Origin of the sequence: Streptomyces avermitilis MA-4680 = NBRC 14893, from assembly GCF_000009765.2 — a bacterium.
GTDB lineage: Bacteria > Actinomycetota > Actinomycetes > Streptomycetales > Streptomycetaceae > Streptomyces > Streptomyces avermitilis.
Map to the genome: position 1 here is coordinate 3216531 of NC_003155.5, position 13712 is coordinate 3230242.

General features: G+C 69.5%; 13 protein-coding genes. 1 reads left to right on the forward strand and 12 read right to left on the reverse strand.

All coding sequences use genetic code 11. The features are described from left to right. Positions 1-39: 39 nt before the first annotated feature. The 10 genes from SAVERM_RS13635 to rpsB all read right to left on the reverse strand — a co-directional run bounded on the left by SAVERM_RS13635 (position 40) and on the right by rpsB (position 10805). Positions 40-1077: an ABC transporter ATP-binding protein gene (locus SAVERM_RS13635; protein WP_010984054.1), complete on the reverse strand. Its 1038-nt coding sequence runs from the start codon at positions 1075-1077 to the stop codon at positions 40-42. Further along, a complete protein-coding gene (locus tag SAVERM_RS13640) occupies positions 1078-2766 on the reverse strand; it encodes an ABC transporter permease (protein ID WP_078234458.1) in 1689 nt (562 codons plus the stop codon). It abuts the gene before it with no gap. Next, positions 2742-3827 (reverse strand): thiamine ABC transporter substrate-binding protein, encoded by a 1086-nt coding sequence (locus SAVERM_RS13645; RefSeq protein ID WP_010984056.1) that lies wholly within the window; start codon positions 3825-3827, stop codon positions 2742-2744. The genes SAVERM_RS13640 and SAVERM_RS13645 overlap by 25 nt, the downstream gene beginning before the upstream one ends. Positions 3828-4037: 210 nt before the next feature. Then, a complete protein-coding gene (gene rlmN, locus SAVERM_RS13650; RefSeq protein ID WP_010984057.1) occupies positions 4038-5144 on the reverse strand; it encodes a dual-specificity RNA methyltransferase RlmN in 1107 nt (368 codons plus the stop codon). 285 nt (positions 5145-5429) lie between these two features. Further along, positions 5430-5834: a hypothetical protein gene (locus tag SAVERM_RS13655; protein ID WP_242432150.1), complete on the reverse strand. Its 405-nt coding sequence runs from the start codon at positions 5832-5834 to the stop codon at positions 5430-5432. A 263-nt stretch (positions 5835-6097) separates the two neighbouring features. Beyond that, the gene (locus SAVERM_RS13660) at positions 6098-7276 is read right to left on the reverse strand and encodes a phosphatidate cytidylyltransferase (RefSeq protein ID WP_010984059.1); all 1179 of its coding nucleotides are present in this window, start codon (positions 7274-7276) and stop codon (positions 6098-6100) included. After that, complete coding sequence (gene frr, locus SAVERM_RS13665) at positions 7276-7833, reverse strand: ribosome recycling factor (protein ID WP_010984060.1); 558 nt, start codon at positions 7831-7833, stop codon at positions 7276-7278. Before frr ends, SAVERM_RS13660 begins: the two co-directional genes overlap by 1 nt. 153 nt (positions 7834-7986) lie before the next feature. Continuing rightward, the gene (gene pyrH / locus SAVERM_RS13670; protein WP_010984061.1) at positions 7987-8745 is read right to left on the reverse strand and encodes a UMP kinase; all 759 of its coding nucleotides are present in this window, start codon (positions 8743-8745) and stop codon (positions 7987-7989) included. 200 nt (positions 8746-8945) lie between these two features. After that, a complete protein-coding gene (gene tsf / locus SAVERM_RS13675) occupies positions 8946-9782 on the reverse strand; it encodes a translation elongation factor Ts (RefSeq protein ID WP_010984062.1) in 837 nt (278 codons plus the stop codon). A 96-nt stretch (positions 9783-9878) separates the two neighbouring features. Then, positions 9879-10805, reverse strand: coding sequence for a 30S ribosomal protein S2 (gene rpsB / locus SAVERM_RS13680; protein ID WP_010984063.1), 927 nt, complete (start codon positions 10803-10805; stop codon positions 9879-9881). A gap of 280 nt (positions 10806-11085) precedes the next feature. Between rpsB and SAVERM_RS13685 the strand changes: the two genes are divergently transcribed. Next, entirely contained in the window at positions 11086-11766 is a 681-nt protein-coding gene (locus tag SAVERM_RS13685; RefSeq protein WP_237528783.1) for a murein hydrolase activator EnvC family protein, read from the forward strand. 114 nt (positions 11767-11880) lie between these two features. Here SAVERM_RS13685 and SAVERM_RS13690 read toward each other — a convergent pair whose 3' ends face one another. Together SAVERM_RS13690 and whiG are read right to left on the reverse strand one after the other, a co-directional pair. Continuing rightward, positions 11881-12438: a TetR/AcrR family transcriptional regulator gene (locus tag SAVERM_RS13690; RefSeq protein WP_037649722.1), complete on the reverse strand. Its 558-nt coding sequence runs from the start codon at positions 12436-12438 to the stop codon at positions 11881-11883. A 186-nt stretch (positions 12439-12624) separates the two neighbouring features. Beyond that, the gene (gene whiG / locus SAVERM_RS13695) at positions 12625-13467 is read right to left on the reverse strand and encodes an RNA polymerase sigma factor WhiG (RefSeq protein ID WP_010984066.1); all 843 of its coding nucleotides are present in this window, start codon (positions 13465-13467) and stop codon (positions 12625-12627) included. Positions 13468-13712 lie beyond the last annotated feature (245 nt).

Here is a 13712-nt window from a genome sequence, read left to right on the forward strand (position 1 = left end):
AGCAACCGGCCCGGGCGCGTCCGGCGCGCGATCCGCACGCTATGCGCCGGAAGCGCCTCCGAGTACGACGATGTCGGCCACGTCGAACGCCACCCCGACCGTCTCCCCGGGCTCCGGCGCGTCCCGCAGCGCGCACGCCGCTTCCAGTCGCGGTGCGTCGTCCTCCGGCTGGAGGTGCACGGCGACATGGGTGCCCCGGAACGTGCGGGCGGCCACGGTGCAGCGAAGCCCCTCGGTGGCATCCGCCAGCCGCACGCCGGCGGGCCTGACGAGCAGCGTGCCCGGCCCCTGCGGGGACCCCTCCGGCACCGGGACCTTGCCCCACGGCGTGTCGGCGGCCTCCCCGGCGACGGTCGCACCGACCACGTTGTCGAAGCCGAGGAAGCGGGCCACGAACTCGTCGGCCGGCTGCCGCCACACCTCAAGGGGCGTACCGGACTGGGCGATCCGCCCGGCGCGCATCACGACGACCCGGTCCGCGAGCGCGAACGCCTCGCCCTGGTCATGGGTGACGGCGAGCACGGTCGTACCCAGTTCGGTGAACAGTTCCCGGAGTTCGACGACCAGGCGTTCACGCAGCGACCGGTCGAGCTGGCCGAGCGGCTCGTCGAGCATCAACAGCCGGGGACGGGGCGCCAGCGCGCGGGCCAGCGCGACCCGCTGCTGCTCGCCGCCGGAGAGGGAGGCGACGGCCCGCCGCGCGGCGCCCGGCAGCCCGACGAGGTCGAGCAACTCCCGCACCCGGCCCTCCTGTTCGGACCGCGAAGCCCCGTGCATACGGAGCCCGAAAGCGACGTTCCCGCCCACGTCCCGCTGCGGGAACAGTTGATGGTCCTGGAACATCAGACCCACCCCCCGCTTGTGCGGAGGCACCGAGTCCATCGCCCGGCCCCCCAGGACCACCTGTCCCTCGTCGAGCGGCTGGAGCCCGGCGACCGCCCGCAACAGCGTCGACTTGCCGCTGCCGCTCGGCCCGAGCACACACACGGTCTCGTGCTCGGCGACATCGAGGTCGACGGCGTCGAGCACGGCCCGCCCGCCGAAGCGTACGGTCGCGGCCTTCAGGCTCAGCAGCATCTAGAACTCCCCGGTCCGATCGGTACGGACGCGCTCCAGCAACAGCAGTGCCACCGCGCACACCACCATCAAGATCGTCGAAAGGGCCATCGCCTGCCCGTAGTTGAGGTCACCCGCGCGTCCGAGGAGCCGGGCCACGGCAACCGGCAGCGTCGGGTTGTCGGGCCGCGCGATGAAGACCGTCGCACCGAACTCGCCCAGCGACACGGCGAAGGCGAACCCGGCCGCGACCAGCAGCGCCCGCCGCACCATCGGCAGATCGACCTCGCGCCACACCCGCCACGGCGAGGCCCCGAGCACGGACGCCGCCTCGCGCAGCCGTTCGTCCACGGCGCGCAGGACGGGCAGCATGGTGCGGACGACGAAGGGGACACCGACCAGCGCCTGCGCGAGCGGCACGAGAATCCACGAGCCGCGGAGGTTCAGCGGCGGCTTGTCGAGGGCGATCAGGAACCCGAAGCCGACGGTCACGGCGGACACGCCGAGCGGCAGCATCAACAGCGCGTCGAAACCACGCACGAGACGGCCGGCGTCGCGCCGGGTCAGGGCCGCGGCGGCCAGCCCGCCGATCAGCACGGCGACGGCGGTGGCGGCGAGCGCGTACTGCAGAGAGGTGCCGATGGCGGTGATCGGTGCGACGAGGAAGGTCCCGCCGTCGTCGTGCGTCAGCGCCCGGTAGTACGCGAATCCGTGGCCGCCGGGCGCGTCGAACGAGCGCTGGACGAGAACGGCGAGCGGCAGCACCAGGAGTACGGCGACGGTGGCGAGGACGGCGCCGAGCAGCGCCCACTGTCCCGCCCCGCGCGGCCTGCGCGCCGTCATGGATGCGTCCACCAGCCGCAGCGCGGCCTCCCGCCGGCGCACGGTCCCGGCGTGTACGGCGAGGATCGCGCCGACCGCCATGAACTGGATGATCGTCAGCACGGCGGCCGTGGCGAGGTCGAAGATCTCGGAGGTCTGCCGGTAGATCTCGACTTCGAGGGTGGAGAAGGTGGGACCGCCGAGGATCTGCACCACACCGAACGAGGTGAAGGTGAAGAGGAAGACCATCAGCGCGGCCGCCGCCACCGCCGGGGCCAGCGCCGGCAGCGTCACCTTGCGCCAGGCCGCGAACCGGGAGGCGCCGAGCATCCGCGCGGCTTCCTCCTGACGCGGGTCGAGCTGCGCCCAGAGACCGCCGACGGTGCGGACGACGACCGCGTAGTTGAAGAAGACGTGCGCGAGCAGGATCGCCCAGACGGTGGTGTCGAGCCGTACGCCCCACAGCTCGTCGAGGAGTCCCCCGCGGCCCACGAGGGCCAGGAAGGCCGTACCGACGACGACCGTCGGCAGCACGAACGGGACGGTGACGACGGCCCGCAGCACCTGCTTGCCCCGGAAATCGAAGCGTGCGAAGACATATGCGCCGGGGAGCGCGATCAGCAGCGTGAGCGCTGTCGAGGCGAACGCCTGCCAGGTGGTGAACCACAGGACGTGCTGTATGCCGGACTGCGCCAGTACGTCACCGATCCGCCCCCACTGCCAGGCCCCGTCGGCCTTCAGACCACGCGCCACGATCGCCGCGACGGGGTAGGCGAAGAACACCCCGAAGAACGCGACGGGCAGGGCCATGAGCCCGAGCCGCGCCGCGCTCCCACGGGAGAGCCCCTTGCGCGCCGGGGGCTCTACTTCAGTACGAGCGAGGTCCACGACTTGACCCACTGGTCACGGTTGTCGGCGATCTCGGCCGGGGCCAGGGTCTCGGGGCTCTTGGCCGCCGGACCGAACTCGCTGAATTCGGCGGGGACCTGAGCACCCTTGACCACCGGGTACACGAACATGTTCAGCGGCATGTCCTCCTGGAATTCCTTGGTGACGAGGAAGTCGAGGAGCGCCTTGCCGCCCTTGGTGTTCTTCGCGTTGCTCAGCAGCCCCGCGTACTCGACCTGCCGGAAGCAGGTCCCGCTCGCGACCCCGGTGGGCGCGGTCTTCGGCTTGGGGCTGGCGTAGATCACCTCGGCCGGCGGGGACGAGGCGTAGGAGACGACCAGCGGCCGGTCGCCCTTGGCCTTCTTGCCGCCTGCTGAGCCCGAGAACTCCTGGTTGTAGGCCTGCTCCCAGCCGTCGACCACCTTCACGCCGTTGGCCTTGAGCTTCTTCCAGTAGTCGGGCCAGCCTTTGTCGCCGTACTCGGCCGCCGTCCCCAGCAGGAAGCCGAGGCCGGGCGAGGACGTGGCGGCGTTCTCCGTGACGAGCAGGTTCTTGTACCGCGGCTCGACCAGGTCGCCGAAGGAGGCCGGCGGGTCCAGCTTGTGGTCGGCGAAGTACTTCTTGTCGTAGTTGACGCAGATGTCACCGGAGTCGATCGGTGTCACCCGGTGCTTGGCCCGGTCCACCTGGTACTCGGGGCGGATCAGGCCGGAGCCCTTGGCCTCGTACGGCTGGAACAGCCCGTTGTCGAGCGCCCGCGACAGCAGGGTGTTGTCGACGCCGAAGAAGACGTCGCCCTGCGGGTTGTCCTTGGTGAGGATCGCCTTGTTGACCGCCTGCCCGGCGTCGCCATCCTTGAGGACCTTCACCGTGTAGCCGGACTGCTTCTCGAAGTCCTCGAGCACGCTCTTCGAGGCGGCCCACGAGTCATGGCTGACCAGGGTCACCGTCTTGGAGTCGGCGTCGCCGCCGCCCGAGCCGGACGAGCCGCACGCGGACAGCGTGACGAGCCCGAGCCCGGCGGCCAGGGCCGCGGCCGTGAACTTCTTGGTGGTGCTCACCGAATTCCTCCTGGAGTGACCAGGAGAAGACGCGGCCCTGCCCGGGAGCCTCCGACGAGTTCCCGGGCAGGGCGCAACAGCTTGAGTGATGACCGAACTTCCTACCCAGAATGACCTGGGCGAGGTTCAGAGGGTCTGCGGACTCTCCCGCACTCTCAGCGCTGTGGCGCTCCCCTGTCGGAATATGAAGATGTACCTACGCGGGACAGGTTACCGCTCGGTGGCCGCGAGCTGGCCGCAGGCTCCGTCGATCTCCTGGCCACGGGTGTCCCGGACGGTGACCGGCACCCCGTGGGCGGCGATCGCCTCGACGAACGCCTTCTCGTCCTCGGGCCGCGAGGCGGTCCACTTCGAGCCGGGCGTCGGGTTCAGCGGGATCAGGTTGACGTGCACCGGCCTGCCCTTGAGCATCCGGCCGAGGCGGTCACCGCGCCAGGCCTGGTCGTTGATGTCCCGGATCAGCGCGTACTCGATGGAGAGCCGGCGTCCGGACCTGGCCGCGTACTCCCAGCCGGCGTCCAGCACCTCCCGCACCTTCCACCGCGTGTTGACGGGCACGAGAGTGTCGCGCAGCTCGTCGTCCGGGGCGTGCAGGGAGATGGCCAGCCGGCACTTGAAGCCCTCGTCGGCGAACCGGTGGATGGCCGGGACGAGCCCGACGGTCGACACGGTGATGCCGCGCTGCGACAGCCCGAGCCCGTCCGGCTCCGGGTCGGTGAGCGCCCGGATCGCACCGACGACCCGCTTGTAGTTGGCGAGCGGCTCGCCCATGCCCATGAAGACGATGTTGGAGAGACGGGCGGGGCCGCCGGGAATCTCGCCGTCCCTGAGCGCCCGCATGCCGTCCACGATCTGGTGCACGATCTCGCCGGTCGACAGGTTCCGGTCCAGGCCCGCCTGTCCGGTGGCGCAGAACGGGCAGTTCATACCGCACCCGGCCTGGGAGCTGATGCACATCGTCACCCGGTCCGGGTAGCGCATGAGCACCGACTCGACGAGCGTCCCGTCGAACAGCCGCCACAGCGTCTTGCGGGTGGTGTCCTGGTCGGTCGACAGATGCCGCACGACCGTCATCAGGTCGGGAAGCAGCGCCTCCTGGAGCTTGGCGCGGGAACCGGCGGGGATGTCGGTCCACTGCTCCGGGTCGTGCGCGTACCGCGCGAAGTAGTGCTGCGAGAGCTGCTTGGCGCGAAACGGCTTCTCACCGATCGCGGCAACAGCCTCTTTACGCTCGGCGGGCGAGAGATCGGCAAGGTGCCGCGGCGGCTTCTTGGCTCCGCGCGGGGCGACGAAAGTGAGTTCTCCGGGCTTAGGCATGGCTGTACCAGTGTCGCAGATCGAATCGGGTGACCTGGGGGCCGAGCCGGTTGCGCTGGTCACCCCTCATCAACCCCCTCGTCGCCCCTGGTGGCCTCCGGTCGCCCCCGGTCGTCGTGGGACCTTCTCGGGCGGCCCAAAGACGGCCCCCCTGGGAGAAACGCAAAAGGCGGGCACCGGATTGTGTCCGGGCCCGCCTCCACGGGATGTCACGGTCGTCACGGGTGCCGGGGACGCCCGGCCCAGTGCGTGACAAGAACCGCATCACGCAAGGAAAAGCGATCCTTAAGCGACGGTGTCCTCTTCCTTGCAGTTCTTCGGGGCGTAACCGGCCTTCGTGTTACACGCCTTGATGGTCACCTTGGTGCCCTCGGCGAGGTTGCCGGTTTCCCAGTGGGTACAGAAATCCGAGGGAACGCCGCTCGTCGAAACCGTGCGGTCCCACGTTCCGTTCCTGCCGACATCCAGGTAGGACGTGACGGCCCACCCGTCCGCCGTCCAGTCACAGGCCCGGATGGCGTCACCGGGAGTGTTGGTGCTTTCCACCGGGTCCTGGTTGAAATTGCCCCAGTCCTGGAACGAGTTGATCTGCACCGCGATGAGCAGGCCGGTGCCGGCCTGCGCCGGGCTGGCGGCAGCTCCGAGGAACGTCGCGGCGGCAATTGCAGTGACTGCCGGAATCGCTTTCAAGCGCAAGACGGAAATCCCCTTGAATTGTCCACCACGGGCTCTTCAGGACAGCAGAAACCACAGACCTCACAGAGATGGCCCGTAACGGTAATTCGCTGACTTCCCCCGCGCCCGAACCCGTGGTCATGTGGTCGAATTTGGCGCTTGATCATCAAAACTTACTGGCCCGAACATGTCAAGAAGTTTACGAAAGCACCTCCGGGCATACGGGAAGGGGCCGGCTGCCCCATGGACAGCCGGCCCCTCTCCGGAAAAAGCGCAGGTCAGCCAGACCCTACGAAGATCACCAGCAACAACCACACCACCGGAGCCGTCGGCAGCAGCGAGTCCAGCCGGTCCATGATGCCGCCGTGCCCCGGCAGCAGCGTGCCCATGTCCTTGATGCCCAGATCCCGCTTGATCATGGACTCGCCGAGGTCGCCGAGCGTGGCACTGGCGGCGACCGCGAAGCCGAGCACGAGGCCCTGCCACCAGCTGCCGTCGTCGATCAGGAACTCCATGCACAGCGCGCCCGCCACCATCGCGAACGAGACCGCTCCGACCAGGCCCTCGCGGGTCTTGCCGGGGCTGATGCGCGGGGCGAGCCTGTGCTTGCCGAAACGCCAGCCGATCGCGTACGCGCCCGTGTCGCTGACCACGGTGAGCAGCAGGAACGTGAGCACCCGGCGCGGACCGTCGTCGGCCGTGAGCATCATCGCGACGAACGTCGCCAGGAACGGGACGTAGAACGCCGCGAAGACCCCGGCCGTGACGTCCCTGAGGTAGCCCTCCGGTGGTTCCGTCATGCGCCAGACCAGGACGGCGAGCGCGGTGAGCGCCATCGCCACCCACGCGCCCTCGGCACCCCGGACGTATCCGGCGACGACCATCGCCGCGCCGCCGACCGCGAGCGGTACGAGGGGCGCCTTGATGCCCTTGCGCTCCTCGAGCCGTGAGGTGAGCTCCCAAAGGCCCACCACCACGGCGACCGCTATGACCCCGACGAAGACGGCCTTGACGACGAACAACGACGCGACGATCACCACCCCGAGCCCGACGCCGACCCCTATGGCCGCACCCAGGTCACGGCCCGCGCTCTTCTTCTGCGGGGCGGGCGCTGGCTGTGGGGCGTCGGGCATGGGCTCCGGCTTCTGGGGCTGGGCCCCATGGGGCGTCTGGGACCCATAGGGCGACTGAGTCACGTACGGCGTCTGTGACCCGTAGGACGTCGTCTGCGGCGTGTCGTCGCGGAACAAGGGGCCACTCAGCCGAGCGGCCCCCCGGTCGTCATCCTGGTCTCCGCCATGCGCGGGTACGTCGGGCACGATGGGCATGGGGCGAGTCTGCTGCGCGTCATGCGCATCGTACGTGGGACCCGCCGGGGCTGCCCCCTGGGCAGGCCCCTGGTCGGACGGCCCCCAGTACCCGGCTTGTGGCGGCGCCCCCCAGGAAGATTCGTTCATCAGACCTCGAGCAGCTCCGCTTCCTTGTGCTTGAGCAGCTCGTCCACCTGGGCGACGTACTTCGCGGTGGTGTCGTCGAGCTCCTTCTCCGCACGACGGCCCTCGTCCTCGCCGACCTCGCCATCCTTGATCAGCTTGTCGATGGCGTCCTTGGCCTTGCGGCGGACGGAGCGGATCGAGACCTTGGCGTCCTCACCCTTGGTCTTGGCGACCTTGATGTAGTCCTTGCGGCGCTCCTCGGTCAGCTCGGGGAACACCACACGGATGATGTTGCCGTCGTTGCTCGGGTTGACGCCCAGGTCGGAGTCCCGGATGGCCTGCTCGATGTTGCGCAGCGCGCTCTTGTCGAACGGGGTCACCACGGCCATGCGCGGCTCCGGCACCGAGAACGAGGCCAGCTGGTTGATCGGCGTCAACGCGCCGTAGTAGTCGGCCACGATCTTGTTGAACATCGCCGGGTGCGCACGGCCGGTGCGGATCGCGGCGAAGTCCTCCTTGGCGACCACGACGGCCTTCTCCATCTTCTCCTCGGCCTCGAGGAGGGTCTCTTCGATCACCACTTGCTCCTGCGTGTCTTGAGTAGGCCCGGCAGCGGTCCTTGTCGGTCCCCGGCCGGCTGCGTCGCGTCTTCTTCCTGCACGGTTCCGGACCGGCAGGACATTGTCCATCCCCCGGTCAGGGTCCATGGCCCAAAGAGGGGTGGTCCCCGGTCAGTCCCGGCTGCCCTGGTCACCCACGAGTGTGCCGATCTTCTCACCCTTGACGGCGCGCGCGATATTGCCCTCCGCCAGAAGTTCGAAGACCAGGATGGGCAGCTTGTTGTCCCGGCACAGCGTGATCGCGGTCATGTCGGCGACCTTCAGGTCGCGGGTGATGACCTCGCCGTAGCTGAGCGAATCGAACTTGACAGCCTCGGGGTTGGTCTTCGGGTCGGAGTCGTAGACCCCGTCCACGCCGTTCTTGCCCATGAGCAGCGCCTCGGCGTCGATCTCCAGAGCACGCTGGGCGGCGGTGGTGTCGGTGGAGAAGTAGGGCATGCCCATACCGGCGCCGAAGATGACCACACGGCCCTTCTCCAGGTGACGCACGGCGCGCAGCGGGATGTAGGGCTCGGCGACCTGGCCCATGGTGATGGCGGTCTGCACGCGCGAGTCGATGCCCTCCTTCTCCAGGAAGTCCTGGAGAGCGAGGCAGTTCATGACCGTGCCGAGCATGCCCATGTAGTCGGAGCGGGCCCGGTCCATGCCGCGCTGCTGGAGTTCGGCGCCGCGGAAGAAGTTGCCGCCGCCGATGACGACGGCGATCTCGGAGCCGTCGCGCACCACGGCCGCGATCTCACGGGCGATGGCGTGCACCACGTCCGGGTCGACGCCGAGGCCGCCGCCTCCGGAGAACGCCTCTCCGGACAGCTTCAGCAGGTACCGGCCGCGTACTTTGCCGTCGTCGCTCTTGTCGGCCTTGGTGGTCATGGAGATCTCGCCTCTTTTACGTGTCGCACATACGAAGAAGGCCATTGCCGATGGGGTGTCGTTCGCATCCCATACGCGGCAATGGCCTCCTCGTCAGATCTGCTGTAGTCCGCCACGCGCGTGTGCGGGGTGGCATACGCGAATGACGCAGTCGACTGCTGTCGACCCTAGCGGGGTCGCGCGTCGATCGCGGTACGGACTCAGATGCCGACCTTGATGCGCGTGAAGCGCTTCAGGGTGACACCCGCCTCGTCCAGAACCTTCTGGACGGACTTCTTGTTGTCGAGCGCGTACGGCTGGCCAAGCAGCGTGGCGTCCTTGAAGAAGCCGTTGAGGCGACCCTCGACGATCTTCGGCAGGGCGGCCTCGGGCTTGCCCTCGGCGCGGGTGGTCTCCTCGGCGACGCGGCGCTCGGACTCGACGACCTCGGCCGGGACGTCCTCCTTGGAGAGGTACTTCGGCGCGAAGGCGGCGATGTGCTGGGCGACGCCCTTGGCGATCTCCGCGTTCGGCTTGTCCAGCTCGACGAGGACACCGATCTGCGGCGGCAGGTCGGGCATCGTGCGGTGCATGTACGCGGACACGTAACCGTCGGCGTAGGCCGCGAAGCGGTCCAGGACGATCTTCTCGCCCAGGTTGGCGTTGGCCTCGTCGACGAACGCCTGGACCGTCTTGCCGGGCTCGATCTCGGAGGCGAGCAGCGCCTCGAGGTCGGCCGGGGCGGTCTTGGCGACGTGCTCGGCGATCGCGTTGGCGGCGGCCTGGAACTTCTCACCCTTGGCGACGAAGTCCGTCTCGCACTTCAGCTCGACCAGGACACCGGAGGCGTTGTCGTCGGCGATGACGGAGACCACAGCGCCGTTCTCGGCGGAGCGGCCCTCGCGCTTGGCGACGCCCTTCTGGCCCTTGATGCGCAGCGCCTCGACGGCCTTCTCGACGTTGCCCTCGGCCTCGTCCAGCGCCTTCTTGCAGTCCATCATGCCGGCGCCGGTGAGCTCACGGAGCTTCTTGACGTCGGCGGCGGTGTAGTTCGCCATGATTCCTGGAATCTCTCTCGAAGTCTGAAGATCTACGGGCCGAACGGCGGGGGCTTTGTGGGCCCCCGCCGTTCACAACCCGAAGGGGTGAGGGGGTCAGGCCTGCTCGGCGTCCGCGGCCGGGGCCTCGGCAGCGGGGGCCTCAGCGGCGGGAGCCTCGGCAGCGGGGGCCTCGGCGGCCGGCGCCTCAGCAGCGGCCTCGGCCGGCTTCTCGGCCTCGGCGGCGGCCGGAGCCTCAGCCTCGTCGGCCTTCTTCTCGCCCTCGAGCAGGTCGCGCTCCCACGCGGCGAGCGGCTCGCCCGCGGCCTTGTCACCCTCGGCCTTGCCGGCGCCGGAGCGGGCGATGAGGCCCTCGGCGACGGCGTCGGCGATCACGCGGGTGAGCAGGGTGACGGAGCGGATCGCGTCGTCGTTGCCCGGGATCTTGTAGTCGACCTCGTCGGGGTCGCAGTTGGTGTCGAGGATGGCGACGACCGGGATGTTGAGCTTCCGGGCCTCGCCGACCGCGATGTGCTCCTTCTTGGTGTCCACGATCCAGACGGCGCTGGGCACCTTCTGCATCTCGCGGATACCACCGAGGGTCTTCTCCAGCTTGGCCTTCTCGCGCGAGAGCACGAGAAGCTCCTTCTTGGTCAGACCGGAAGCGGCGACGTCCTCGAAGTCGATCTGCTCGAGCTCCTTGAGGCGCTGCAGACGCTTGTAGACGGTCGAGAAGTTGGTGAGCATGCCGCCCAGCCAGCGCTGGTTGACGTAGGGCATGCCGACGCGGGTGGCCTGCTCCGCGATGGCCTCCTGCGCCTGCTTCTTCGTGCCGACGAACATGACCGTGCCGCCGTGGGCGACGGTCTCCTTGACGAACTCGTAGGCGCGGTCGATGTACGACAGCGACTGGAGCAGGTCGATGATGTAGATGCCGTTGCGCTCGGTGAAGATGAAGCGCTTCATCTTCGGGTTCCAGCGACGGGTCTGGTGACCGAAGTGGACGCCGCTTTCCAGCAGCTCCCGCATCGTGACGACGGCCATGGCCGTTCTCCTTGAGTTTCTCGGTTGTGCCGCGTGTGCCGGACGGCACTCGCGCCTGACGCCCGCGTGCGCCTTGCCACTAAGGACCGAGAGGCGCTGACTTCGGCTTTCGTCTCTCGACGGGAGGCCGTTGTCGGGGCGTGCGAAGTCGACCCGGTGACCCGGATCGCCACAAGAAGTGTACGGGACCCGCGAGGTGCCGGGTGACGCCGCTGTCCACAACCGGCGAGTACTCCACAGATCCCGGCCATGGTCGACGTGGATGCGGGACCGTTCTCGCATGCGAGCGAAACGATCTGTGCGTACGTGGCCGGGGTTGCTGCTGGTCCTGACGGTGACCGTCCTGGGCAGCACGGCGTGGGCAAGCGGGGACATGACCGCGCGGCGAACGGGTGCCTCCCCGGGGCCGGAGGTGTCGCGGGCGGCGGGCGCGCCGCCGGGGACGGGCGCTCCTCCAGGGGGTGGCGCGCCCGCGCCACCGGAGGCCGATGGCGCGGTTCCGGCGATCGGCCGCGCGTGGCCCGTGGGTGTACGCCCGTTGGTGGTACGCGGCTGGGAGCCTCCGGCTACGGCGTACGGCCGGGGTCACCGTGGCGTGGACCTGGCGGCGGCCCCCGGCACTCCGGTGCGGTCCGTCGCGGCCGGCCGGGTCTCGTTCGCGGGCCGGGTCGCCGGGCGGGGAGTCGTCTCCGTCGAGCTGACGGGAACGGGCGAGCCGCCCCTGCGCACGACGTACGAACCCGTACGCCCGTCCGTGGAGAAGGGCGACGAGGTGGCGGCGGGCGGGAGCCTGGGCACGCTGGAGCCGACGACCGCCCACTGCTCGACGGCCTGTCTGCACTGGGGCCTGCTCAGAGGCCGGACCTACCTGAACCCGCTGTCACTTCTGCCCGCGTGGCTGCTGCACCGAGGCCCGTCCCGCCTGCTGCCGGTGCTCGGGGTGCCCTTGCCTCGTGCGTAGCCCCAGTCCGCGACACCTCATCCGCGGCCCTGTCCCACGACACCTCATCCGCGGCCCTGTCCCACGACACCTCGTCCGTGGCTCAGCTCGCGGTCTCAGCGCTCGTCCGCGGCCTCAGCCCCGAACTCCTCGCAGGGCCATGGCCACGGCGGCGTCGGTGATCGCCGCGGGATCCTCGGCGGCCCCCAGCTCGATCCGCCGTACCGCGGCGTCGACCACGCCCTGGAGGAGCATCGCGGCCAGCCTCGGCTCCGCATGACCCATCTCCCCCAGCGCCTGCACGATCATCGCGACGAGCCCGCCGTGGGCCGCACGGATCTTCTCGCGCGCCCCGGCGTCGAGCTCGCCGGCGGAAATGGCGACCACGGCCCGGTGCCGCCGGTCTCCGACCAGGGCCAGCTGCTGCCGGACATACGCCTCGACCTTGGCCTCCGGGGTGTCCGCCCGGTCCATCGCCGCCGAGACCTCCGCCGCCCAGACGGGGAAGTCGACCGCGCACAGTTCCTCGACGACGGCCGCCCGCGACCGGAAGTACTCATACACGGAGGAGCGCGCGAGCCCCGTGCGCTCCGCGAGGGCCGGGAAGGTCAGCGCCTCCGTCCCGCCCTCGGACAGCAGGGACCGAGCCGCGTCCAGCAGGGCGGCTCGCTGCATCGACCGGTGCTCGGCCACGGAGGCCGCTCGAATCCTTGGCACGCGTCCACTTTACGGACGGACCGCCGCGGAGGGGAGCCACTCCGGCCACACACTCCGATGCGGCCCCGATGCGGCTCTGCTCGGCGGCAGGGACGATTCAGCAGCTCCGGACCTCTCCCCCGCCCGGATGACGCGCAGGCCTCACCCGGCCGCACACCCCCGTCAGCGACCGAAGCTCGCCAGTTTGGCCCTGAGCTGGAGCACGGACTTCGTGTGGATCTGGCTCACCCGGCTCTCCGTCACCCCCAGCACATTGCCGATCTCGGCGAGCGTGAGCCCTTCGTAGTAGTAGAGCGTGACCACGGTCTTCTCCCGGTCGGGCAGCGTGTTGATCGCCCTTGCCAGGAACCGCCGCAGCTCCCGGTCCTCGGCCACCTCCACCGGGTTGTCGGCGGCGGTGTCCTCCAGCGTGTCCATCAGGCTCAGCCGGTCGCCGCCCTCGCCCCCGACATGCAGCAGCTCCTCCAGGGCCACCACGTTCGCCAGCGACAACTGGCTGAACACGGAGTGGAGTTCGTCCACCGCGATGCCCATCTCGGTGGCCACCTCCCCCTCCGTCGGGGTCCGCCGCAGCCGCGCCTCCAGCGTCGCGTACGCCCGCTCCACGTTCCGCGCCTTCTGCCGCACCGAGCGAGGGATCCAGTCGAGCGCCCGCAGTTCATCGATCATCGCGCCCCGGATCCGGGTGATCGCGTACGTCTCGAACTTGATCTCCCGCCCGATGTCGAACTTCTCGATCGCGTCGATCAGTCCGAACACCCCGGAGGAGACGAAATCCGCCTGCTCCACATTGGGCGGCAGACCGACGCTCACCCGGCCGGCCACGTACTTCACCAGCGGTGAGTAGTGCAGGATCAGCTGCTCCCGCAGCCGTTCGTCCCCCGTCGCCTTGTACGACCGCCACAGCTCGTCGAGCGTCGAGGGAGCGGGCGGGCGCACGCTGCCGCCGTCGCGGGCGGCTGGGGGAATCGCCGCCCGGTCGGACCCGGAGGTGTGCTGGGGCATTCGTCGCCTTGTGCCGTTCTGCCGTGAACTGGGGATGCCTGGGTGACCTGTCGGTCTGATGTCGAGATGCCTGCCTGATTCGGAATTCATGTGAGCGTAGCGTGACTGAAGTGTCGCAGTGCGCGAAGGGCGAGGGATCACCCCCGCGCGAGCCCGCTCCGCCGAGCGCCGCCCGGGGTCCCGCCCATTGCCCTGCGTGACCGCCGACGGTGGCCAACTAAGGGAATTGCCAAGGGTGTCGGGGA

Coding starts and splice junctions, on each gene's coding strand:
- SAVERM_RS13660 (WP_010984059.1), bottom strand. CDS start 7,276: ATGAACGAATCTTCCTGGGGGGCGCCGCCACAAGCCGGGTACTGGGGG.
- pyrH (WP_010984061.1), bottom strand. CDS start 8,745: ATGACCACCAAGGCCGACAAGAGCGACGACGGCAAAGTACGCGGCCGG.
- tsf (WP_010984062.1), bottom strand. CDS start 9,782: ATGGCGAACTACACCGCCGCCGACGTCAAGAAGCTCCGTGAGCTCACC.
- whiG (WP_010984066.1), bottom strand. CDS start 13,467: ATGCCCCAGCACACCTCCGGGTCCGACCGGGCGGCGATTCCCCCAGCC.
- rpsB (WP_010984063.1), bottom strand. CDS start 10,805: ATGGCCGTCGTCACGATGCGGGAGCTGCTGGAAAGCGGCGTCCACTTC.
- rlmN (WP_010984057.1), bottom strand. CDS start 5,144: ATGCCTAAGCCCGGAGAACTCACTTTCGTCGCCCCGCGCGGAGCCAAG.
- SAVERM_RS13685 (WP_237528783.1), top strand. CDS start 11,086: ATGCGAGCGAAACGATCTGTGCGTACGTGGCCGGGGTTGCTGCTGGTC.
- SAVERM_RS13635 (WP_010984054.1), bottom strand. CDS start 1,077: ATGCTGCTGAGCCTGAAGGCCGCGACCGTACGCTTCGGCGGGCGGGCC.